Below are 21,157 nucleotides of genomic sequence, written 5' to 3'. Positions count from 1 at the left end.
TTAATACAGGAAAGAATATTTATCTACGCACACAGCTTGCGATTAGCTTAGAAACGCACAGATGCGATCAGCTGCGGCTTCCAGGTGCTGCTGGTGGGTATAGCCTGATGACTTCAAGGGTTTGAGGTCGTGGTCTGCGGCGTCCAGCCAGTACAGCTCCACGGCAGGCGCCAATGTATAGCCCTCGACCCGCTCCAGGTTACCCAGAGCGTCACGCTCGCCCTGAATGATCAGCGTCGGCACTTGAATGTCAGCCAAATGTTCCACCCTTGGCTTGTCCGGCTTGCCTGCGGCGTAAAACGGATAGCCTAGGCATACGAGCGCATCAGCGCCCAATTCGTTGGCGAGCAGGCTGGCCATGCGCCCACCCATGGACTTGCCGCCGATGGCGAGTCGGCCTGGCACTTGGGTCCGGGCCAAGGCATACGCCTCGCGCCATTTGTATAACAGGCGCGCTTGCGGGTCCGGTGGCCGCTTGCTGCCGCCTTCACGGCGCTGCGCCATATAGGGGAATTCAAAGCGCAGTACGTCGATGCCTCCCTTGGCCAACAGCGCTGCCATGGTGTTCATGAACGGGCTGTCCATGGGGGCACCCGCGCCATGGGCCAAAATCAGGCAGGTGCGGTCATCTTCGCTGGCCTGGCTATCGGCGCTGTCCCACAACCAGCCGTTTTCTCGAACGCGTTCCGACCATTCATCACTCACCAGACATCCTCCGTAACAAAATTCCAAATCGGCCTGAGCCCGTGGCCAGGCGCTAAGGCCTGCGCGAGGCGCCGGGTCGCATTGCACGGGGAAGTGGCTTCCCCCACACTGCCGGCCGCCGTTTACTTGGACGCTGGAAACCGCCATGAGTCCCACACAAAGCGCAGTGTATAACGATCACGTGGTGCGTCAGTTCACGGTGGCGACGGTGCTCTGGGGCATTCTCGGCATGGCCCTGGGCGTGTTCATCGCGGCGCAACTGGTGTGGCCTGCACTGAACCTGGAGCTGCCTTGGACCACATTCGGCCGCCTGCGCCCGTTGCACACCAACCTGGTGATCTTCGCCTTCGGCGGCTGTGCACTGTTCGGCACCTCGCTGTACGTGGTGCAACGCACCTGTAAGGTGCGGCTGATATCCGACACCTTGGCCGAGTGCGTGTTCTGGGGCTGGCAAACAGTGCTGGTCGCGGCCGTGGTGTCGCTACCGCTGGGGTACACCACGAGCAAGGAGTACGCCGAGCTGGAATGGCCCATCGCCCTGCTGCTGGCGCTGGTGTGGGGCGCTTACGCCTGGCTGTTCTTCGGCACGGTGAAGGCGCGCAAGGTGGTTCATATCTACGTGGCCAACTGGTTCTACGGGGCTTTTATCCTGGTGATGCTGATCCTTCATGTGATCAACCACCTGGCGCTGCCGGTGAGCCTGTTCAAGTCCTACCCCCTGTATGCCGGCGCCACCGATGCCATGGTGCAGTGGTGGTATGGGCACAATGCCGTAGGGTTTTTCCTCACCACCGGCTTTCTGGGCATGATGTATTACTTCGTTCCCAAGCAGGCCGGGCGGCCGGTGTATTCGTACCGGCTGTCCATCGTGCACTTTTGGGCGCTGATTACCCTGTACATCTGGGCCGGCCCCCACCACTTGCACTACACCGCCCTGCCCGACTGGGCGCAAAGCCTGGGCATGGTGATGTCGGTCATCCTCTGGGTGCCCAGCTGGGGCGGGATGCTCAACGGCATGCTCACCCTGAATGGCGCCTGGCATACGCTGCGCAGCGACCCAATCCTGCGGTTCCTTGTGGTCGCGCTGGCGTTCTACGGGATGTCTACGCTCGAAGGGCCGATGATGGCCATCAAAACGGTCAACGCCCTCTCCCACTACACAGACTGGACCATCGGCCATGTGCATTCCGGTGCGCTGGGCTGGGTCGCGATGATTACCATCGGCGCCACGTACCACATGGCGCCCCGGGTGTTCGGGCAACCCGCTATGTACAGCACCACTGCGATTCACGCGCACTTCTGGCTGGCCTCGGTGGGCACCGTGCTGTACGTCACCGCCATGTGGGTCAATGGCCTTACACAGGGCTTGATGTGGAAAGCGTTCAACGATGACGGCACCCTGGCCTACAGCTTCGTGCAAGCCGTACAGGCCAGCCAAGGCGGCTACGGGGTGCGGCTGCTGGGCGGCGCCTGCTTTGCGAGCGGCATGCTGGTGATGGCCTGGAACCTATGGAAGACGATCTTCACCGCGCTACCCCACGCCGCTACCCCAGCGGCCCGTCTGCCTGCACAGGGCCAGCCATGAACCACCAGCGGCTTGAAAAAAACGTAGGGCTGCTGGCACTGATGATGGTGCTGGCAATCAGCGTAGGGGGCCTGACCCAGATCGTGCCCTTGTTCTTCCAGGAGATTGCGACTCGTCCCGTGCAGGGCATGACGCCACGCACGGCGCTGGAAGTCGAAGGCAGGGACCTGTACATCGCCAATGGCTGCGTGGGTTGCCACTCTCAGATGATCCGCCCGCTGCTGGCCGAAACCGAGCGTTACGGTGCTTACTCGGTGGCAGGTGAGAGCGCCTGGGACCACCCCTTTCTGTGGGGTTCCAAGCGTACCGGGCCAGACCTGGCAAGGGTGGGCCGACGGTACTCGGATGCCTGGCACATCGCGCACCTGGCCGACCCACGCAGCCTGGTGCCCGAATCGGTGATGCCTGCCTACCCCTTCCTGGCACAAAGGCTGATCGACGCCCGCCACACGGCAAGCAAACTGCGGGCACTCAAGGCCTTGGGCACCCCTTACAGCGATGCGGACATCGCAGCGGCCGAGGCGTCGGTGGCCGGCAAAACGGAAATGGACGCCCTGGTGGCTTACCTGCAAGGCCTGGGCACCACGCCTGGCGCGCGGCCCTGACCATGGACATCGGCATCCTGCGCGGCTTGGGCACCTTGCTGGTATGCCTGGGGTTTATCGGGTTGTTGGTCTGGGCGTTCAGTGCGGCCCGCACTGCAAGCTTTGATGCCGCCGCGCAATTGCCCTTCGTCGATGACCCTGAGGCCTTGCCCCCCGATGAGTAGCGCCTGGAGCCTGTACATCAGCGTGCTGACCCTGGGTACGCTACTGGCGATGGCTTGGCTGCTGTATGCCACGCGCAGCGGCGCACCCCCCGCTGAAGAAACTTCGCCGCCGACCGAAAGCGTTGACGGCATCGAAGAGCAGGACAACCCCCTGCCTCGGTGGTGGCGGTGGCTGTTCATAGGCACGCTGGTGTTCGCGGTGGTGTACCTGGCGTTGTACCCAGGGCTGGGTAATTGGCGCGGCCTGTTACCGGGTGCTGAAGGCAACGGCTGGAGCAGCACCGGCGCCTGGGCACAAGACTATGCCCAGGCCCAAGCCCGCTACGGCCCCTTGTATGCACGCTTTGCTGCCCTGCCCCTGCCAGCAGTGGCGGCGGACCCTCAGGCCCATACCATGGGCGCGCGGCTGTTCGCCCACCAGTGCGCGCAATGCCACGGCGCAGATGGCCAGGGGGCACCGGGTTTTCCTGATCTGACCGATGCCCTATGGCGCTGGGGTGGCGACCCCGCCGCCCTTGAAACCAGTATTCGCCAGGGTCGCACTGCCGTGATGCCCGCGTGGGGCGCGCTGCTGGGTGAGCAAGGCAGCCGCGATGCCGCTGCGTACGTACTGCACCTCAACGGCCGGCCAGTACCCGCGGATAGCCTGGCCAGCCGGGCCAACGGCGAGAGGTTATACAACCAGGCCTGTGTGGCGTGTCATGGCGCCGACGCCCGAGGCAACCCGCTGCTGGGCGCGCCCGACCTTACTCGCGCGAGCGGGTTCATCTACGGGTCAAGCTTTGAGCAGGTGCGCCTGAGCATTCATGAGGGCCGCCGGGGGCAGATGCCTGCACTGGGCGCCGTACTGGGTGATGACCGGGTGCATGTGCTGGCGGGCTATGTGCTAAGCCTGGCACGAGCGCCGGTTGCGCCTGCGCCCGTTAACACCCAAGGCACGCCCGAGGCTGCGCCATGAATCGAGTGCCAGTGCGTGATATCACGCCGCCTTTGCACCACTCACCTTTGCCCGCCGCGCGGAAGCCACTTCAACCACGCCGCGTAGAAGGCCGGTATGCACGATTACGCAGCGGCATTGGCGTGGTGCTGACGGTGGTGTTTTTTGCCCTGCCGTGGCTGCAATGGGGCGGGCAACCCCTGCTGTGGGTGAACGTGTCCGCCGCGCGCGTTCACTTGGCCGGTGCCACGTACTGGCCTCAAGACCTTGGCCTGCTGGCCCTTGCGTTGCTGGTGGCCGCGTTCGGGCTGTTCTGGCTGACTGTGCTGGCGGGGCGCGTATGGTGCGGTTACGCCTGCCCGCAAACCCTCTGGGCCGCCCTCTTTCGAGGGTGTGAGCGCATCACTGAAGGGGCGCGCCCTCGGCAAGGCCATGCCGCCATGACCCTACAACGGCTGATACGCCGCGCCGCCAAGCATGGGCTGTGGGGCGCACTCAGCCTGCTCACGGCGTTTTCACTTGTGGCGCTGTTTATACCAGCGCAGACGCTCCTCCCGGCCCTGCTGCACGGTACGCTCGGTACAGTTGCCTGGGGCTGGCTGATAGGGCTGAGCCTGGCTACCTACGCTAATGCAGGGTGGGTACGAGAGCAGCTGTGCACCTACGCTTGCCCCTATGCACGCTTTCAGGCGGTCATGTTTGACCCTGCCACCCCGGTGGTGACCTACCACAGCGCACGCGGCGAACCCCGTGGTCGCCCACGGTCGGGCAGTGCGGGTGCCCCGCAGGGCGCCTGTGTGGACTGCCACTTGTGCGTACAGGTTTGCCCCACCGGCATCGACATCCGCCAGGGTTTGCAAAGCGCCTGCATCGCCTGCGGCGCCTGTGTGGATGCATGCGATACGGTCATGGCCAAGCTCTACCCTACCTGTACACCACAAGGCCTGATCGCCTATGGCGGTCAGGCCGCTCACACACCCAGTCGCAAGGTAAAAAGGCGGCCTCGGCTGCTAGCCTATGGGGTACTTGCCGTTATGTGCGCGCTATTGCTCGGCCATGGGTTGGCGACGCGCCCGCTGGTGGCAATGAGCGTAGCCAAGGACCGCCAGCTGTTTCGCGACGGTGGCGACGGCCTGATCGAAAATGTCTACACCCTCACCCTGATGAACAAGGGCCAGCAGTCACACCGTTACACCCTGCGCGCGCCTTCGCTGCCCGCCCTGCGTTGGCAGGGAGCTACCTCCGTTTACCTGGCGCCGGGTGAGCAGCGCACCGAGGTGGTTCGCCTCGCGCTGCACGCCGCGCAGGCAGTGAGCCAACCTGTGGTGTTCGAACTGCTCACCGAGGCAGGCGGCCAGGCCCTTACCGTGCCCAGCCGCTTTACCGGGCCACGCCCATGAGCACAATCACTTGCTTTCATTGTGAGGCGCCCGTGCCGGCCGCGTTGGTTGAGCGTTATGGCGCGAACGTGCTGGGCAGCCCTCGGGCTTTCTGTTGCCTGGGCTGTCGGGGCGTGGCCCAGGCCATTGCCAACGCCGGGCTAGCGCAGTTTTACCAGCACCGCGAAGGCGCACGGGGCCAGCCGCCACCGGCTGGCCTCAGCGGCGATGAGGCCCGTGTGTTCGACCGCACAGGCCTGCTGCAACACTACGCTCGTGAGGTCGAAGGCGTGAGCAGCCTGCCATTGGCACTTGAGGGCCTGCACTGCGCTGCCTGCGCGTGGCTGATCGAGCAACGCCTGAGCGCATTGCCGGGGGTAGAGCAGGCGCAGGTCAACCTGGCGAGCCGCCGCCTACACCTGGTGTGGCGGCAAGCGGTGGTGCCGCTGAGTCAATTGCTCGAAGCACTGGGCCGCCTCGGTTACAGCGCGCGCCCTTGGCGGGCAAGCGAGGTGGCCGACGCTCAGGTGCGGGCGGCAAGACGTGCCCTTAAACGCCTCGGCGTGGCAGGCATCCTCTGGTTCCAGACCATGATGGCAACCATGGCCACCTGGCCGGAGTTCAACGTGGACCTCACGTCCGCCCTGCACACGCTGCTGCGCTGGGCCGGGTTTTTCCTGATCACGCCGGTGGTGTTTTACAGCTGCGCGCCACTGTTGCGCAGCGCCAGCCAGGCAGTGCGAGCCGGCCACCTGAGCATGGACGTGTCCGTCGCCCTGGCCATCCTGGGGGCCTATGTCGCCGGGGTGTACACCACGGTCAGCGGCCAGGGGGCGCTGTACTTCGACGCCGTGGGCATGTTTGCCTTTGCGCTGTTGGCTGGTCGTTACCTGGAAGCCTGGGTACGTCAGCGCGCGGCCCAAGGTACGGCCCGGTGGGATACCTGCCTGCCCCTGACCTGCCTGCGGTTGGGCGCGACGGGCCTTACCGAGCAGGTGCTGCTCGGCGAACTGGTGGTTGGCGATCAGGTGTGGGTGCCGCCCGGTATACGAGTGCCCGCCGACGGCGTGGTGGTCGAAGGGCAATCACGGCTCGACGAGGCGCTGCTGACGGGTGAGTTCAAGCCCGTAACGCGTGGCGTGGGCGCAGCGGTAAGCGGCGGCACCCTGAACCTGGACCAACGGCTACGTCTTGAAATCACCGCAGTGGGTGAGCACAGCACGCTATCGACCATCACCCGGTTGATGCACAACGCCCATGCGCAAAAGCCCTCGCTGGCTAAACGTGCCGACCAGGTGGCCCGTTGGTTCCTGCCCACCGCGCTGATCGCAGCGGGGGTGAGCGGGGCAATCTGGTGGTGGCTTGATCCCGCTCAAGCGCCGTGGGTGGTGCTCGCCATGCTGGTCGCAACCTGCCCGTGCGCCCTGTCGCTGGCAACGCCCACCGCGTTAACGGCCGCCTTGGCGAATTTGCAGCAGCGCGGGGTGCTCATCACCCAGGCGCATGTGCTCGAAACCCTCCCCCTGATCGACACCTTGTTGTTGGATAAAACGGGCACCCTGACTGAAGGCCGGCCTTGGCTCTGCGCTCAGCTGGCCTTGGGCACATTGCCGGCTGATCAATGCCTCACCCTGGCTTGCGCACTGCAACTGGGCTCAGGCCACCCTTTGAGCCAGGCCTTCGCCCCAGTCGAAGTGCAAGCCCATGCGGTGATAGCGCACCCAGGACAGGGGCTGGCTGGCTATGTGGGCAACCACCACCTGCGCCTAGGGGCCCCGGGGTGGGCCTGCGCGCTGGCAGGCGGTGGCGCCCCACCTTGCCCTGACGAGGAGCACCAATGGCTACTACTGGCCGATAACCAAGGCCCACTGGCCTGGTTTGGGCTGGATGACCGCCTACGGGACGACGCCACTGCGTTGATTGCCGACGCACGGCAACGAGGGTGGCAGGTGGTCGTGGCCTCCGGGGACCGCTCCCCGGCCTTGCACCGCCTAGGGGTGCAGCTAGGCGTCGACGCACACGGCGGCCTGCTGCCTGACGCCAAGCTGCACCTGTTAACGCACCTGCAGCGCGCTGGCCGGAAGGTGATGGCGGTAGGCGATGGCAGCAACGACGCCCCTCTGCTGGCCCAGGCGGACATCGGCGTTGCCATGGGCCAAGGCACGGACCTTACGCGGACTCAGGCCGACGCGGTGCTGCTGAACAACCGCTTGGGCAGCCTGGTGTACGCGCTGGAGGTGGCTGGCCGTTGCCGCCGGGTGATCCGCCAGAACCTGGCGTGGGCATTACTGTACAACGCCTTGGTGCTGCCCTTTGCCGCAGTGGGCTGGGTTACCCCCGCCTGGGCGGCCGTAGGCATGTCGGCCAGTTCATTGTTCGTCGTAGTCAATGCCCTGCGCCTGACACCCTCCTCCAAGGGGCGGGCATGACGGCGTTGTATGTACTCATCCCCGTCGCGCTGGTGATCATAGCCGGTGCGTTGTGGCTGTTTTGCTGGGCCGTGAACAGCGGCCAGTACGACGACCTCGACACGCCTGCCCGCCGCCTGTTGCTGGACGAAGACACCCCTGTACCGCCACAGAGGCCCACCGATGATTGACCTGCTGCTTGCACTCATCAGTGCATTCACCCTCGGCCTGCTGGGCAGTGGCCATTGCCTGGGCATGTGCGGGGGCCTGATGGGCGCGCTCAGCCTGGCGGCGGGGCCTAGCCCCACTAAACGTTGGCACCTGCTACTGGGTTACAGCTTGGGCCGGGTGTTCAGTTATGCCGTGGCAGGGTTGCTATTGGGCAGCCTGGGCCTTGCCGTGGCGCACACCCCTGCCCTGGTTGCATTACGCATGCTCGCTGCGCTGCTGCTCATGGCCATGGGGCTGTACCTGGCCGGCTGGTGGCACGGCCTTACCCGGATCGAAGCGCTGGGGCAAGGGCTATGGCGCTATTTGCAACCCCTCACCCGGCGCTGGTTGCCCGTGCGCAACCTGGCTCAGGCCGTCGCGCTGGGCAGTGTGTGGGGTTGGCTGCCCTGCGGCCTGGTGTACAGCGCCTTGCTATGGGCCGCCGCCCAGGGCAATGCCTTGCACAGCGCGCTACTCATGCTCGCCTTCGGGCTGGGCACCTGCCCGCTCATGCTGGCCACCGGCCTTGCCAGCCAACGGTTATTGGCCTGGCTGCGTCAACGGGGCGTGCGCACGGCGGCAGGGTTATTGGTGCTGGGGTTTGGAGCGTGGAGTATGCCTGGGTGGCACCCCACACACTGACCCCTAACAGCTTGATTCCACCGCCCCCTTGACCCAGCTCCTGGAAAAAATCAGTTACGCTTGCCCTTCGTAAGTGATTCAAGGAGTTTCAACCATGACCGAGCCACTCAAACAGGGCGTCAGCCACCAGGCTCACTGCAGGGATTGCAGCTTGGCGCCACTCTGCCTGCCGTTGACATTGGAGCTGCGGGACATGGACGCGCTGGACGCCATTGTCAAACGCGGCCGGCCGTTGAAAAAGGGGGATTTCCTCTTCCGCCAGGGGGACCCCTTCGGCCCATTGTTCGCAGTGCGTTCCGGCGCGGTGCGCACCTTTAGCCTCAGCGATAACGGCCAGGAGCAGGTCACAGGCTTTCACCTGCCCAGTGAGCTGGTGGGGCTCAGTGCCCTGGACCGCGACCATTACCCCGTGTCGGCAGTTGCGCTGGAAACCACATCAGTGTGCGAGATTCCGTTCGATCGGCTTGAAGAGCTGACCCTTGAACTTCCGCAGTTGCGTAAACAGTTATTGCGAGTCATGAGCCGCGAGATCCGTGAAGACCAGCAGATGATGCTATTGCTGTCCAAGAAAAACGCAGACGAGCGGATCGCCACCTTTCTGGTCAACCTGTCGGCGCGGTTTCGGGCCAGGGGGTATTCGCCCAATCAGTTCCGCCTGAGCATGTCGCGCAACGACATCGGCAACTTCCTGGGCCTTGCGGTGGAGACGGTGTCCAGGGTGTTCACCCGGTTCCAGCACGTGGGCCTGATCGTGGCGGAAGGCAAAGAGGTGCAGATCCTCGACGCCGATCAACTGTGTGCCCTGGCCGGCGGGTCGATGCAAGGCTAAGCGTCACGGCGATGCGGTGGCTATAATGGCCACCATTTGCCTGCCGAGACGTACCCATGCCGTTCGATGATTCCGCCATCAAGCCTTTGATCCGCCCTGTGGTGGACTTTCCCAAGCCTGGCGTCGTGTTCCGCGACATCACCCCGTTGTTCCAGTCCCCCAAGGCCATGCGCACCGTGATCGACCACTTCGTCGAGCGCTATGTGGAGCAGAACGTCACCCACATCGGTGCCATGGACGCACGCGGCTTTTTGATCGGCGCCGTGGTGGCCCACGAGCTGAACAAGCCCCTGATCCTTTTCCGCAAACAGGGCAAATTACCTGCGGATGTCATTAGCGAGGGGTATCAGACCGAGTACGGTGAGGCCTTCCTGGAAGTGTATGCCGACAGCTTGTGCGAAGGGGACTCCCTCGTGCTGTTCGATGACCTGATCGCCACAGGAGGCACACTCTTGGCAGCGGTCAACCTCACGCGCCGCCTTGGCGCACATGTACATGAGGCCGCCGCGATCATTGACTTACCGGAATTGGGGGGTGGTAGCCGCCTGGTAGAAGCCGGCGTACCCGTGTTCAGCCTCACGGCCTTTGCCTTGGACGAGATGTAAGCGGTTTACGTCGATGGGCCCGGTTCGCCACTGTGGGCGTCAACGCTAGTTGACGAACAGGGCCTATCAAAATGCCATGGGCTTACGCCCGGCAAATGAATGGGCCAGGGTGCCGCCATCTACCATTTCCAGTTCGCCACCCAGCGGCACACCGTGGGCGATACGTGAAACCACCAGGCTGCTTTCGCCTAGCAGCTGCGCGATGTAGTGGGCGGTAGCCTCCCCTTCCACGGTAGGGTTGGTGGCCAGAATCACCTCGGTGAGTGCCTTATCGCCGCCAATCCGCGCCATCAGTTGCGGAATACCAATGGCCTCAGGCCCTAGCCCATCAAGCGGCGACAAATGCCCTTTGAGCACAAAATACCGGCCTCGGAAGCCGGTCTGCTCGATGGCGTACACGTCCATCGGGCCCTCCACCACGCACAGCACGGTGTCATCCCGCCTGGGGTCGGCGCACTGCGGGCAGAGGGCTTCCTCGGTGAGGGTACGGCAGCGTTGGCAATGGCCCACACCGTCCATGGCATGGGCAAGGGCCTGAGATAAGCGGGCCCCGCCGCTGCGGTCGCGCTCCAGGAGCTGCAACGCCATGCGCTGGGCGGTTTTTTGGCCGACCCCTGGCAAGATGCGCAGGGCGTCGATCAGTTGACGAATCAAAGGGCTGAAGCTCATTGGTCACAACCTGACATAAAACAGCGAAGACGCGGGTTATACCCGCGCCCTTACAGGAAGGTCAACGCCGGACGGTCACTCGCTTACTTTTACTACCAACTTGCCAAAGTTTTTACCCTCAAGCAGGCCAAAGAATGCCTCAGGTGCGTTGTCCAAGCCCTCGACCACATCCTCGCGGAACTTGATTTTGCCATCCCGTAGCCAAGGCACCATGGCCGCGAAGAATTCGGAGTGGCGGTCGCCGAAGTCGTCGAACACGATAAAGCCCTGCATACGCGCACGCTTGGTCAGCAGCACGCGGGGCAGGAGGCTGAAGCGGTCTTGGCCTTCTGGTAGCTCATGGTCGTTGTAATGGGCGATCAACCCACACACCGGGATGCGCGCGCGGGTGTTGAGTAGTGGCATCACGGCGTCGAACACATGGCCCCCTACATTCTCGAAGTACACGTCGATGCCCTTCCCGCACGCAGCCTTGAGTTGCTCGGCGAAGTCTTCAGCGCGATGGTCGACGCAGGCGTCGAAGCCCAACTCGTCCACCACGTAACGGCACTTGTCAGCGCCGCCTGCCACGCCCACCACCTTCAGCCCTTTAAGCTTGGCGATCTGCCCTACTACCGAGCCCACCGCGCCGGACGCAGCCGCTACTACCAGGGTTTCCCCTTCTTTGGGTTCGCCGATATAGGTAAGGCCAGTAAAGGCAGTCATTCCTGGCATGCCCAATACACCCAAGGCCATGGAGGGTTCAGGAATGCCCGCAGGCAGCGGCACCAGGCCGGTACCGTCGGAAATGGAATGCGTTTGCCAGCCGGTGATGCCCACCACCAGGTCGCCCTGCTGGAATTTTGAGTTGCGCGAGGCCTCTACGCGGCTTACCGCACCGCCGGTCATGACGTCGTCGATTTCTACCGGCGCGGCATAGGAAGGGGCGTCACTCATGCGCCCACGCATGTACGGGTCCAGTGACAACCACAGCGTACGCAGCAGCACCTGGCCTTCTTGCAGCTCGGGCAGTGCTCGGGTTTCAGTGCGGAAGTTATCAGCGCTTGGCTTGCCCTGAGGGCGTGACGCTAGAACGATGCGGCGACTTTCAATGGCGTTGGCAGCCATATGGCAGCTCCTTCAGTCATAACTAGACTGAAGGAAGACCGCGCCCGCCCTTGAGCGTTCGGCGCGGTGTCACTCACCCTTAGAACGGCATCTTGAAACCTGGCGGCAACTGCATGCCCGAGGTCATGCCAGACATTTTGTCCTGGCTGTTGGCTTCGATCTTGCGCACGGCGTCATTGACCGCAGCGGCGATCAGGTCTTCCAGCACGTCTTTGTCCTCTTGCATCAGGCTGTCGTCCAGCGAAATGCGCTTGACGTCATGGCGCCCTGTCATCACCACGGTCACCAGCCCTGCGCCGGATTGACCGGTCACTTCGGCGTTGGCCAACTCCTCTTGCATCTTGGCCATTTTTTCCTGCATCTGCTGTGCCTGCTTCATCAGGCCGGCCATGCCACCTTTCATCATGGGTTGGTGCTCCGTTCTCGTACTGTGTCATTCGCCCCGGTTAGCCGGGGCGTCCAAGGGTTCAATAGTATCGTTACGCACCGTAGCGCCAAACCGTTCCGCCAACTGACGGATGAATGGGTCTGCGGCGATGGCCTGCTCGGCCTCCTGCTGGCGCTCGGCGCGACGGCGGGCCGCTGCCTGGGCTGGGGTTTCCTGCTCAGGGCGCACCAGTTCGATCTTCAGGGTAAGGGTACGGCCCAGGTGTTGGTTCAGCGCCTCGTTCAACCGCCGCTGTTGGGTTGTATTGAACAGCGCGCCCTGGGCAGGGTCCAGGTGCAGCACCCAGGTATCACCGTCCACGGCCACCAAGCTACAGTTGGCGGCGATGCTGCCCGTGAGGCCAGACACCGGCAGCTTGGGGAACAGTTCCAGCCATTGCAGGGCCAGGCCAGTTGCCGCCTGAGTAGCGGGTGCAGGCTCGGGGGGCTGCTGGGGCTCGGCGGCATGGCTGGCCAGGTCGTCCAGGTATGCATAGCCGGTAGGGTCTACGTCACCTGGGTAGTAATCATCGTCGGCGGGCGGCTCGTCATCGCGTTGCATGCCAGCGGGGCGGTATTCAATGGGCGCGCCCGCGTTATCGTCACGCTCGGGGTGGTTGTCCGGGGCAGGTGGCACCGCACTGGCGGGCGTTGGGGCCGGCATCGGCACCAAATCGGGCGGCGCGGCGCGGGTATCGAGCATGGCCTGAGGCGGTGGGGCAGGCGCATCCATGGGCACTTCCTGCGCGTTCCACGGCAGGCTAGGGTCGTCTTCGGGCAACGCGGCCTGCTCAGGCGCGGGTTCAGGTTGGGAGGCAGGTACTGTTGCAGCCTGCGGAGCGGGCGCAGGCTCGGCCTGCCGTGGCTCGGCGGGCTGGGAAACTGGGGCAGCGGCCACCGGCGTGGAGGAATCAGCCGTGGCCTGGCTGACCCCTGCCGGCTTTAACACGGCCGGTGGCGCCGCTTCCCCCGCAGGCCGGAAGGCCAACATGCGCAGCAGGACCATTTCGAAACCGGCACGAGGCTCGGGTGCCAGCGGCAAGTCGCGACGGCCGATCAGCCCCATCTGGTAGTAGAACTGCACGTCCTCGGCCGGCAGCGCCTGCGCAAGGGCCAGCACCCGATCACGGTCGCCATGGCCGTTGTCCACCGCCTCGGGCAAGGCCTGAGCAATGGCTACCCGGTGCAGTACGTTAAGGATCTCGGCCAGCACACCGGCCCAGTCCGGGCCTTGTTCAGCCAGGTGGGCCACCGCGCTGAGCACGGCTTTAGCGTCGCCGCCCAGCAACCCTTGCAGTACATCGAACACCTGCCCGTGGTCCAGCGTGCCCAGCATAGCCCGTACGTCTGCCGCCAGTACCTTGCCTTCCCCAAACGCAATCGCCTGGTCGGTCAGGCTCATGGCGTCGCGCATGGAGCCATCGGCCGCACGCCCCAAGAGCCACAGCGCGTCCTGCTCGAAGGGGATGGTCTCAGCCTCCAGCACATAAGCCAGGTGCTCGACCACCCGCTCTGGGGTCATGTTCTTGAGTGAAAATTGCAAGCAGCGCGACAGAATGGTTGCCGGAAGCTTCTGCGGATCGGTGGTGGCCAGGATGAACTTGACGTAGGGCGGTGGCTCTTCGAGGGTTTTGAGCAAGGCGTTGAACGAGTGCGTGGAGAGCATGTGCACTTCGTCGATCAGGTACACCTTGAAACGGCCCCGGCTAGGCGCGTACTGCACGTTGTCCAGCAACTCGCGGGTGTCTTCCACCTTGGTGCGGCTGGCGGCGTCGATCTCGATCAGGTCTACGAAGCGGCCTTCGTCGATCTCCTTGCACACCGAGCACACGCCGCAGGGCGTGGAGGTGATGCCGGTTTCGCAGTTCAGGCACTTGGCGATGATGCGGGCAATGGTGGTCTTGCCCACGCCGCGCGTGCCGGTGAACAGGTACGCGTGGTGTAGCCGTTGGTTATCCAGCGCGTTAATCAGCGCCTTGAGCACATGGCCCTGCCCGACCATTTCCCGGAAGGTGCGTGGCCGCCATTTACGTGCAAGAACCTGATAACCCATGGACACCACATGACTCGAAGCGAAAGACCGCTAATCCTAGCCGAGCAGGGCCTAAAAAGCACTCACCCCCGCGAAGTGCCAACCGCCAGGCAGCGCTTCCGTATTGGTCTGATTGCACTGCTGCGTTTTCCTGCGCGCCCCAAATCGCGTTAAGGACCGACGCCGTGACTACTATCTCCCTGAAAAAACGCTCGCGCACCGACTGGCTTGTTGTGCACTGCTCCGCCACGCGCGCCAGTGCCGACATTGGCGCCGCTGACATTCGCCGCTGGCACCTTGACCAGGGCTGGGCCGACATCGGCTATCACTATGTGATTCGCCGGGATGGCACGCTGGAAACCGGCCGCGCAGACGACACCGTGGGCGCCCATGTGAAAGGCTTTAACTCGGTAACCGTGGGTATTTGCCTGGCCGGTGGTCTAGCGCCCAACGGCACGCCAGAAAACAACTACACTGCCGAACAGTTTGACCGCCTGCGTGCCTTACTGACCGACCTTAAACGCCGCTACCCTAAGGCAGGCATTCGAGGGCATCGGGATTTTTCACCTGACCGCAACAACGATGGCGAAATTACGCCCAATGAATTCATCAAGGCATGCCCGTGCTTCGATATGACCGAATGGCTCGAACGCAACCCGCTGGGCTAACCCGCCGCAGTCGCCACGACAACCTTAGTCGTGGCGCAGGCGAACGGTGTAGTGCGCCTCTATACCCGCCATTTGCGGTTGAAAATGGGTAGTGGTAATCAAATAACTTGCCACCGTGCCATCCGCGCGGTGGTGTTCAAGCGTGTCGCCGGCCCCTGCGTTAAGGGTCACTTCCCAAATCAATGCCTTGTTCGCCTCTACCGTGGTTTCGAAGGGGCCGAAGCGGGTGCCGTCGATTCGCTGGATGTAAACGGTCTCCAACGGCTGGCTGTGCATCTGTTCCACGCGCGGGTACTCCATGACTGGTTCAACTGCCAACAAGCCGCGAAATATGAACCAGTCAGGTAGGGTTGTAAACGTGTGGCATTTAGCTCATACGCGCTAGCGCCTTGCTTGCAGACAACCCGCTAGAGCTTAAGCAGACAAGGTGGGCACCAAATCACGGAAGGTGGGCTGCTCTGGCCATTCAGATGAACCATTGAAGCTAAGGTAGCCTTCTATATAAAACGTGGTGTTCAACCGCAAGCGCGCCAGCAGCGCCCTAGGGATCACCAGGCTGCCGTCGCCGCCGACCCCAACGCCTACTTCATTTGCCTGCACCACATGGTCAGCCACGGCCTCGTCCAGGCTCGCGCCATTCTTGTCCACGCCGTTTACACGTATCATCAAGCGCTGGTAATCCGTCATCATCTTCCACGACGCCACCGTTACCGGCGCACCTGTGGAAGGCACTCGCCGCAATGAGAGGTAGCCGCCATCAACAAGCTCACACTGCACCGTAGGAAAATTTAGCCCCTTTGACTCAGTCATCGTTAGTGTTAGAGGGTTCGAACAATGAAGCGTGCCCTCGGTATCCGTGACTTCATAGCGAATCAACAGGCTTCGGTCCAGGTGCGCGGCTACATATTCATAGCCAATGGGAAGCAGCTCGCCCGCGCCTTCTATAGGGGCAGTGACGCCACCAACTTTTGCAGGATCAGCGAACACCAGACGAGCGCTTTCACCTGCCTTGATGACCGCATTGTCTGGCACCTTAACCTCAACACCATTTACAGCTTGAATGGCACGCAGGCTTTGCGAGGCGCCGCTGCTTGCGGCACCGACCACTTGCGGCACAGGCAACACACGGGGAATGGGCGTAGCCCGTATCTGTAACTCAACGACACCAGACTGCGTGGCATTGCCGGCGTAATCGGTTACCTCATAATGAGCAAACCGCAAGCCATCGCCACGGCTGCGGATAATGTCGCCGGGAAACGCCACAGTCATGGGGGGTGCCAGCTCGGTGACAAGGCCTTCGCCTACCTGCTCACGGGTATTGAGCCGCTGATCCCAGTACCAGGTGACCCGGTCACCGGGTGCTTGGCCCTCATAAGCGGGAACCACGGCTTCAAGCGTATCCCCATGTGCTTGCAGGTAATCATCGGTCACTCCGCCGATCACCTCGCTAGCAAACTTCAGGCGCGCCGGCGGTGCGCCCAAGTCAGGGGGCACGATGTCCACATTCACTTCAACCGGCGCGCCCTCGGTGATGCTGCCATTGCCCAATACCACCTCGTAGCCAAGTTGGTGCAGGCCGTGGCCCAGCGGCAAGGACGGCAGCGAGAAGATAAGGTCAGCCTGACTAAAATCCTTATCTAGCGTTGCCTCAAGTACCGGCAACGCATCCCAGTAAATCCGAACCTTGGGGGGTGCTAAGCCACCGCTTTCCGCCCACATAGGAACCTCGACTCGAACGGGCAGTGCCAGTGTTGAGGTGGGCAAGAGGTTCACGGGTGCTCCAGGAAGGTCAGGCAAGGCATCCAGCACCTTGGCCGGTGGCAAACTTAGGTAAAGGGTGTTCGACGTGCGCATGGTTCACCTCCCGGAGGCATGTTTTACCAGTTGTAGCGCAACCCGGCGTTGACGCCCCAAGGCTGCTCAAGGGCATCGCCATGGGCGTAGTCGAAGCCGGCGTTGGCTTGCAGGCGGTTGCCGAAATTCACCGCCATGCCTACGCCAAGCTCTCCACGAGAACCTGCCAGGTCATTATTGAAGCGGTTTTCATTGACTGACACATCGTTGCGCTTGGCGAACTCATGGGCCAATGCGGCACGTACATAAGGCTGTGCGCTGCGCCCCTCGCCTAGGTCGAAGGTACGCCCCAGGGTGGCGCCGGCTTTACCGAGCAACGAGCGAGCACGGTCGCCGTCCGCAGTCAGGCCGTTGTCCAAGCTGAAGCTACGCCCCTGCACCACCAGCGAAGAGAGTTGTGCATAGGGCTCTACGAACCAGCCATCGCCCAGCCCAAGGTGTCGGCCAACCTCTACCGAAGCACCGACACCCAGCGTGTTGTAATCGCCCTCGGCGCGCGTGCCATCGCTTACCGCGACCTTGGCGTCATTGCGGAACCTGTTGGCTTTGAGTAAAGCATCGACGTAATAGCCGGTACTGCTGTCCAGCCAGGTTGCATAGGCACCCGCGTAGTAGCTGTCCACCGTGCCGCTGGTGCCACGTTGCAGGTCCAGGTCGGACTGGCTATACCCCAACAGTACGCCCCCAATCCATTGCCCGTCGCCCCACGGCAGCGGTGCGTCGGCGCCTAATGACAGGCCCTGTTGTTGCTGCTCGTAACCAATGCCCGAGCTCGTATTAACGTTGAGCTTGTTGCCGTAGCTGCGCACCCAGGCGCCCGGTGCTGCAGATTTCCAGCGCAACTCGCCCATGCGGCTACGCAGCGTAGTCAGTTCGCCGTACCACACCGTCGGCGCTGTATTGAATAGGGCCAAGGCCGAGGCCGCGCCTGGGCTGATCACGCTCTCGCTGCCATCCAAATACCAGCTTTTGCCGTCGTCGGTCAGCAGTTGATAAGACCAGGTGCCCAGGTCGACCCGCCCGCTCATCAGGGAGAAATCCGCGCCGCCGTCGGCGGTTTTTGCCACCTTGATCCGCGCCTGGCTTGCATCGCTGCCGCTGCTCGCCACATTCAGTACATGGCTGCCTGCGGAGGTACCAGTTACGTCCACGAAATCGGTTTGTCCCGTGGCAAAGTTGGTGTGCAGGTCAAACTGACCACCACTGCCATCGAGGTGCTCGACTGTGAGGGTACGGTAACCGCTGCCATCGCCTACCTTCACCACGCCGCCGTCCAGCGTCAGGTGCCGCTGCGCGGTGTCGCCTACCAGCGACCAGGTCGCGCCGCTAGCGATGCTGACGTCATTGACGTTTTCCAGCCGGCCAGTGAACAGCGCGCCGTCGGTCATGGTCAGGCTTGCGGTGGCCGTATCAGCCGCCAGCACATCGCCTACCCAGCTCGCACCCTGGCCAAGCGACAGCGCCAGGTTGGTATCGTTACCGGCTACCAGGTTGCCCTCCAACAGGCTGCCGGTTACATCGACGGTAGCGCCAGAGCCCTCGGACAGGGCGATCAACGTGTTATCCCCGCCACTGAGCGTGGCACCGTTACTCAGGGTGATGGTCGCCTGCCCTCGAACACCCCCGGTGTAAGGAATGCCCACCTGAATAGCAGGCCCGGTATCGGCTTGCACATGCGTACCACTGAGAGTGACCATGCCTGTGTCGTTGCCCGTGGCATCCTCAACCACGATGCCAAACTCACGCCCCCGGATGGCGCCACCGCTAGCGCTCAAGGTAGCGCCGCCCATATAGATACCCACAAGGTCGCTACCGGTGACGTTGGTGCCCGCCAGCGTTAGCTTACTGCCCGTAGCGATTTGAGCGCCTACCTGCCCTCCCACCAGGCTGCCGCCTTCAACCTCAGCACTGCTTTGGGTGCCTACCCACAGGGCCGTGTTGCTAGCCTGGACGGCGACATCGGTCAATCGCGCGCTGGCATTCACTAACTCAACACCGAACACTCCCGTATTGGACACTGCGCCACGTTCAAGGGCCAACGTTCCACCCTCCACTCGCGCGCCCATGATAAGCGCGTCGGTGCCAGTGAGCGTCGCATCGCTGGAGACTCGGTAGGTGGTGGACGCGTGGTTCCCGGTGATCTGGGTATCGCTCTTGATGGGTACTTCATCCGCCCATGCACCGACACTGGCGCACCCTGCACCCAGAACGGCTGCAAGGTGAAGGCCACGGGTACGCCGGTTTGGCTTGATGATCAGACTGTTCACAACTGCACTCCTGAGTGGACGGTGCATGCACCTATAAAGGCCAGAAGGCTACGTACCTGTAACCTTCTGATATGTAGGAATAGTCTGAAAACATCACCCCACTCGACAGTCGGCGCAGCCGGCCAGGCGCGCGGTAGTGCACGCCCCGCCAGCATCGTAAAACGCGCAGATAATGTTGTCCGGTGCCGGCGCCTCCACCTCGTTGCCATTGACGCTGACGCTGTAACTCACCTCGACCATGCCGTTAGGCTCTTCGCTGCCGTCATATTTGTAAGTCGCCGCGCCATAGGGGTCATAAGGCACCAGCCAAGTGAACCCAGTGCCTTTAAGGTCATCGGCGAGAAGAACATGAGGCTCTATGAACACCCCGTCTTCATCTGCTGGAATAGAGATAGGGATCTCGCCATCCAATGTGGTGCCGCTAAGGCCTTTCCAGGTCAGCGTCACTGTGTCGCCTGCTACCTGGTTGAAGGGCGGCTGAGACAGGTCTGGAACGGTGACTTGGATGCATGGCTTATCTGCAGCGTTGAGGACCAAGGAGCTACACGTGAGCATAAGATAGCCGGGCAAACCACCTGCCGCCCCCTGGAACTCTACGGGTGGCGCCAGCAATGGCAGGTCAGACACGTCCACTGCCGTATCAGGCGCTTGCTGATAATTCTCAGGCGGGGCGCCAGGCAAACGTATGCGGTAGAACACCGGCACTTGAGTCGAGCCCAGGTAGTTCTCAATGGCTGCCCAGGGGATAGGGAAATCCCGTGTATTGCCGGCCGCATCGTCAGCCTTGAGGTTATAGGTTAACAACGGCGTTATTCCCCAGAACAACTCCACCGCATCCTTCTCCTGTGCGTCAGGATAAACGGTGAAGGTCAAGGTGGCCTCTTCACCGACATCGGCACTGGGGATTTCATTTTCACTGCCACTGCTACTGGTCACCAACAGCGGGGGTAAGTCGGCGTTGATAGGGTCGGGCCAGCCGGGGTTCCCTGGGCCAGCCTTGCGCAGGTCGATCTTTATCGAGGTAGCGGGCGAAGGGGCCGACGCCCAATTCAACCTTGCAATGGTGTAGGTCACGCTCACAGTCTTAGCAGCTGTATCACTGCCGAATACCTGCAGCAACGTCTCGGTAGGCACATCGATGAAGGCCTGGAAGGCCCCGCTGTTGAGTGTGTAAGCAGCCAGGGCCTGGTCGCCAAATAGCACCCTCACCTCATCGCCAGGCTTCCAATCGGGCATTTCCGGCACGTCTACGTACACGCCTTGCGCTGCATCTTCGCGGTCGATGGTCGGATCCGCTGCGGGAACGGTCGGGGCCTGTAGCACACTTGGCAATGCGCCCAGCACCAGGGTGACTTCCGCGGTAGCCGACAACGCCGACCGATTACCAGCTTTGTCCATCAACAGATAACTAACGAAGTAAATCCCGTCCCCCTTGGCTCGAATAGCGTCCGCAGGCACTTTGACTGTTGTATCTCCGCTGATTGTTTGCTGACGCGGCACCAAAGGAGGCGGTTGCGTGCCGGCGTCTGGCGGATCCTTTTCCATCCAGACGTACACGGCATCACCAAGTTGGTGATCCGCATAGCCAGGTATCACTATGGAAACGTCAGTATCCAAGTTTGCGTCAGTAATCAATGCGAGCGCGGGTTTTGGCGCCAGCGGGTGTTCGATGCCAGAACCTTCATACGGCGCAATACTGTCGAGTCGCACTTTAAAGGGGTCACTGTAATTAAAGGCACCCGCATTGACACTAACCCCTACACGGACATATACATCGCCCTCCTTGGCCAAATTCCCTTTTGAAACAGTGTAGGAATAGGTAGTCGCCCCCCTGGTCAACGTAAGTTCGTCAATTTGGGTATAGCCGCTATCTGGCTGACCGTAGGCCAATTCGACTCTAAGCACAGGCGGCAATAAGCCGGATTGTGCCCATGAAGCATTAACGTCCAATCCCATATCCCACTGGGCACGTATCAAAGTACGATCGTTATTGGGATCCGCCAGGTTTGGGTCAACAAAATAGCGATCATCAATAGTCAGGAGCACGCTTTCGGTTGTTCCCTGG

General features: G+C 62.4%; 20 protein-coding genes. 11 read left to right on the top strand and 9 right to left on the bottom strand.

Features of this window, described 5'->3' with window-relative positions:
- Positions 1-42: 42 nt before the first annotated feature.
- Positions 43-705 carry an alpha/beta family hydrolase gene (locus tag AC4LE2_RS06515; RefSeq protein WP_491824978.1) on the bottom strand — a complete coding sequence of 221 codons (663 nt, stop codon included), beginning with the start codon at positions 703-705 and terminating at the stop codon, positions 43-45.
- A 133-nt stretch (positions 706-838) separates the two neighbouring features.
- On the opposite strand from AC4LE2_RS06515, the gene ccoN reads away from it, so the two are divergent.
- The 10 genes from ccoN to AC4LE2_RS06465 all read left to right on the top strand — a co-directional run bounded on the left by ccoN (position 839) and on the right by AC4LE2_RS06465 (position 10,069).
- Entirely contained in the window at positions 839-2,290 is a 1,452-nt protein-coding gene (gene ccoN, locus AC4LE2_RS06510) for a cytochrome-c oxidase, cbb3-type subunit I (protein ID WP_491828068.1), read from the top strand.
- Entirely contained in the window at positions 2,287-2,895 is a 609-nt protein-coding gene (gene ccoO, locus AC4LE2_RS06505; protein WP_491824977.1) for a cytochrome-c oxidase, cbb3-type subunit II, read from the top strand. The genes ccoN and ccoO overlap by 4 nt, the downstream gene beginning before the upstream one ends.
- A gap of 2 nt (positions 2,896-2,897) precedes the next feature.
- Positions 2,898-3,059 (top strand): cbb3-type cytochrome oxidase subunit 3, encoded by a 162-nt coding sequence (locus tag AC4LE2_RS06500; RefSeq protein WP_491824976.1) that lies wholly within the window; start codon positions 2,898-2,900, stop codon positions 3,057-3,059.
- Positions 3,052-4,017, top strand: a complete 966-nt coding sequence (gene ccoP, locus AC4LE2_RS06495) for a cytochrome-c oxidase, cbb3-type subunit III (protein WP_491824975.1) — start codon at positions 3,052-3,054, stop codon at positions 4,015-4,017. The genes AC4LE2_RS06500 and ccoP overlap by 8 nt, the downstream gene beginning before the upstream one ends.
- The gene (gene ccoG, locus AC4LE2_RS06490) at positions 4,014-5,396 is read left to right on the top strand and encodes a cytochrome c oxidase accessory protein CcoG (RefSeq protein ID WP_491824974.1); all 1,383 of its coding nucleotides are present in this window, start codon (positions 4,014-4,016) and stop codon (positions 5,394-5,396) included. Before ccoP ends, ccoG begins: the two co-directional genes overlap by 4 nt.
- A complete protein-coding gene (locus AC4LE2_RS06485; RefSeq protein ID WP_491824973.1) occupies positions 5,393-7,804 on the top strand; it encodes a heavy metal translocating P-type ATPase in 2,412 nt (803 codons plus the stop codon). The genes ccoG and AC4LE2_RS06485 overlap by 4 nt, the downstream gene beginning before the upstream one ends.
- On the top strand, positions 7,801-7,974 hold the full coding sequence (ccoS, locus tag AC4LE2_RS06480; protein WP_491824972.1) for a cbb3-type cytochrome oxidase assembly protein CcoS: 174 nt from the start codon (positions 7,801-7,803) through the stop codon (positions 7,972-7,974). The genes AC4LE2_RS06485 and ccoS overlap by 4 nt, the downstream gene beginning before the upstream one ends.
- Positions 7,967-8,635 carry a sulfite exporter TauE/SafE family protein gene (locus tag AC4LE2_RS06475; RefSeq protein WP_491824971.1) on the top strand — a complete coding sequence of 223 codons (669 nt, stop codon included), beginning with the start codon at positions 7,967-7,969 and terminating at the stop codon, positions 8,633-8,635. The genes ccoS and AC4LE2_RS06475 overlap by 8 nt, the downstream gene beginning before the upstream one ends.
- A gap of 94 nt (positions 8,636-8,729) precedes the next feature.
- On the top strand, positions 8,730-9,464 hold the full coding sequence (fnr, locus tag AC4LE2_RS06470; protein ID WP_491824970.1) for a fumarate/nitrate reduction transcriptional regulator Fnr: 735 nt from the start codon (positions 8,730-8,732) through the stop codon (positions 9,462-9,464).
- Between the two features lie 56 nt (positions 9,465-9,520).
- Positions 9,521-10,069, top strand: coding sequence for an adenine phosphoribosyltransferase (locus AC4LE2_RS06465; RefSeq protein ID WP_491824969.1), 549 nt, complete (start codon positions 9,521-9,523; stop codon positions 10,067-10,069).
- A gap of 66 nt (positions 10,070-10,135) precedes the next feature.
- Here the strand turns inward: AC4LE2_RS06465 and recR are convergent, their stop codons facing one another.
- The 4 genes from recR to dnaX form a co-directional block, all read right to left on the bottom strand.
- Positions 10,136-10,738, bottom strand: a complete 603-nt coding sequence (gene recR, locus AC4LE2_RS06460; protein WP_491824968.1) for a recombination mediator RecR — start codon at positions 10,736-10,738, stop codon at positions 10,136-10,138.
- Between the two features lie 75 nt (positions 10,739-10,813).
- Complete coding sequence (gene curA / locus AC4LE2_RS06455; RefSeq protein ID WP_491824966.1) at positions 10,814-11,845, bottom strand: NADPH-dependent curcumin/dihydrocurcumin reductase; 1,032 nt, start codon at positions 11,843-11,845, stop codon at positions 10,814-10,816.
- A gap of 79 nt (positions 11,846-11,924) precedes the next feature.
- Positions 11,925-12,251, bottom strand: a complete 327-nt coding sequence (locus tag AC4LE2_RS06450) for a YbaB/EbfC family nucleoid-associated protein (protein WP_491824964.1) — start codon at positions 12,249-12,251, stop codon at positions 11,925-11,927.
- 27 nt (positions 12,252-12,278) lie between these two features.
- On the bottom strand, positions 12,279-14,324 hold the full coding sequence (gene dnaX, locus AC4LE2_RS06445; protein ID WP_491824962.1) for a DNA polymerase III subunit gamma/tau: 2,046 nt from the start codon (positions 14,322-14,324) through the stop codon (positions 12,279-12,281).
- Positions 14,325-14,488: 164 nt separating this feature from the next.
- On the opposite strand from dnaX, the gene AC4LE2_RS06440 reads away from it, so the two are divergent.
- On the top strand, positions 14,489-14,971 hold the full coding sequence (locus AC4LE2_RS06440) for an N-acetylmuramoyl-L-alanine amidase (protein ID WP_491824960.1): 483 nt from the start codon (positions 14,489-14,491) through the stop codon (positions 14,969-14,971).
- A 24-nt stretch (positions 14,972-14,995) separates the two neighbouring features.
- On the opposite strand, the gene AC4LE2_RS06435 is transcribed toward AC4LE2_RS06440, so the two are convergent.
- The 4 genes from AC4LE2_RS06435 to AC4LE2_RS06420 form a co-directional block, all read right to left on the bottom strand.
- Positions 14,996-15,271 carry a hypothetical protein gene (locus tag AC4LE2_RS06435; RefSeq protein ID WP_491824959.1) on the bottom strand — a complete coding sequence of 92 codons (276 nt, stop codon included), beginning with the start codon at positions 15,269-15,271 and terminating at the stop codon, positions 14,996-14,998.
- Between the two features lie 114 nt (positions 15,272-15,385).
- Entirely contained in the window at positions 15,386-16,825 is a 1,440-nt protein-coding gene (locus AC4LE2_RS06430; protein ID WP_491824957.1) for a hypothetical protein, read from the bottom strand.
- A gap of 23 nt (positions 16,826-16,848) precedes the next feature.
- Positions 16,849-19,092 carry an autotransporter outer membrane beta-barrel domain-containing protein gene (locus AC4LE2_RS06425; protein WP_491824956.1) on the bottom strand — a complete coding sequence of 748 codons (2,244 nt, stop codon included), beginning with the start codon at positions 19,090-19,092 and terminating at the stop codon, positions 16,849-16,851.
- Positions 19,093-19,185: 93 nt separating this feature from the next.
- Positions 19,186-20,709 (bottom strand): hypothetical protein, encoded by a 1,524-nt coding sequence (locus tag AC4LE2_RS06420; protein WP_491824954.1) that lies wholly within the window; start codon positions 20,707-20,709, stop codon positions 19,186-19,188.
- Positions 20,710-21,157: the final 448 nt, after the last annotated feature.

The organism is Pseudomonas sp. 9.3L (assembly GCF_058536285.1).
The sequence above is the reverse complement of the archived record's forward strand: the minus strand, read 5'-3'. Positions and strand labels throughout refer to the sequence as shown.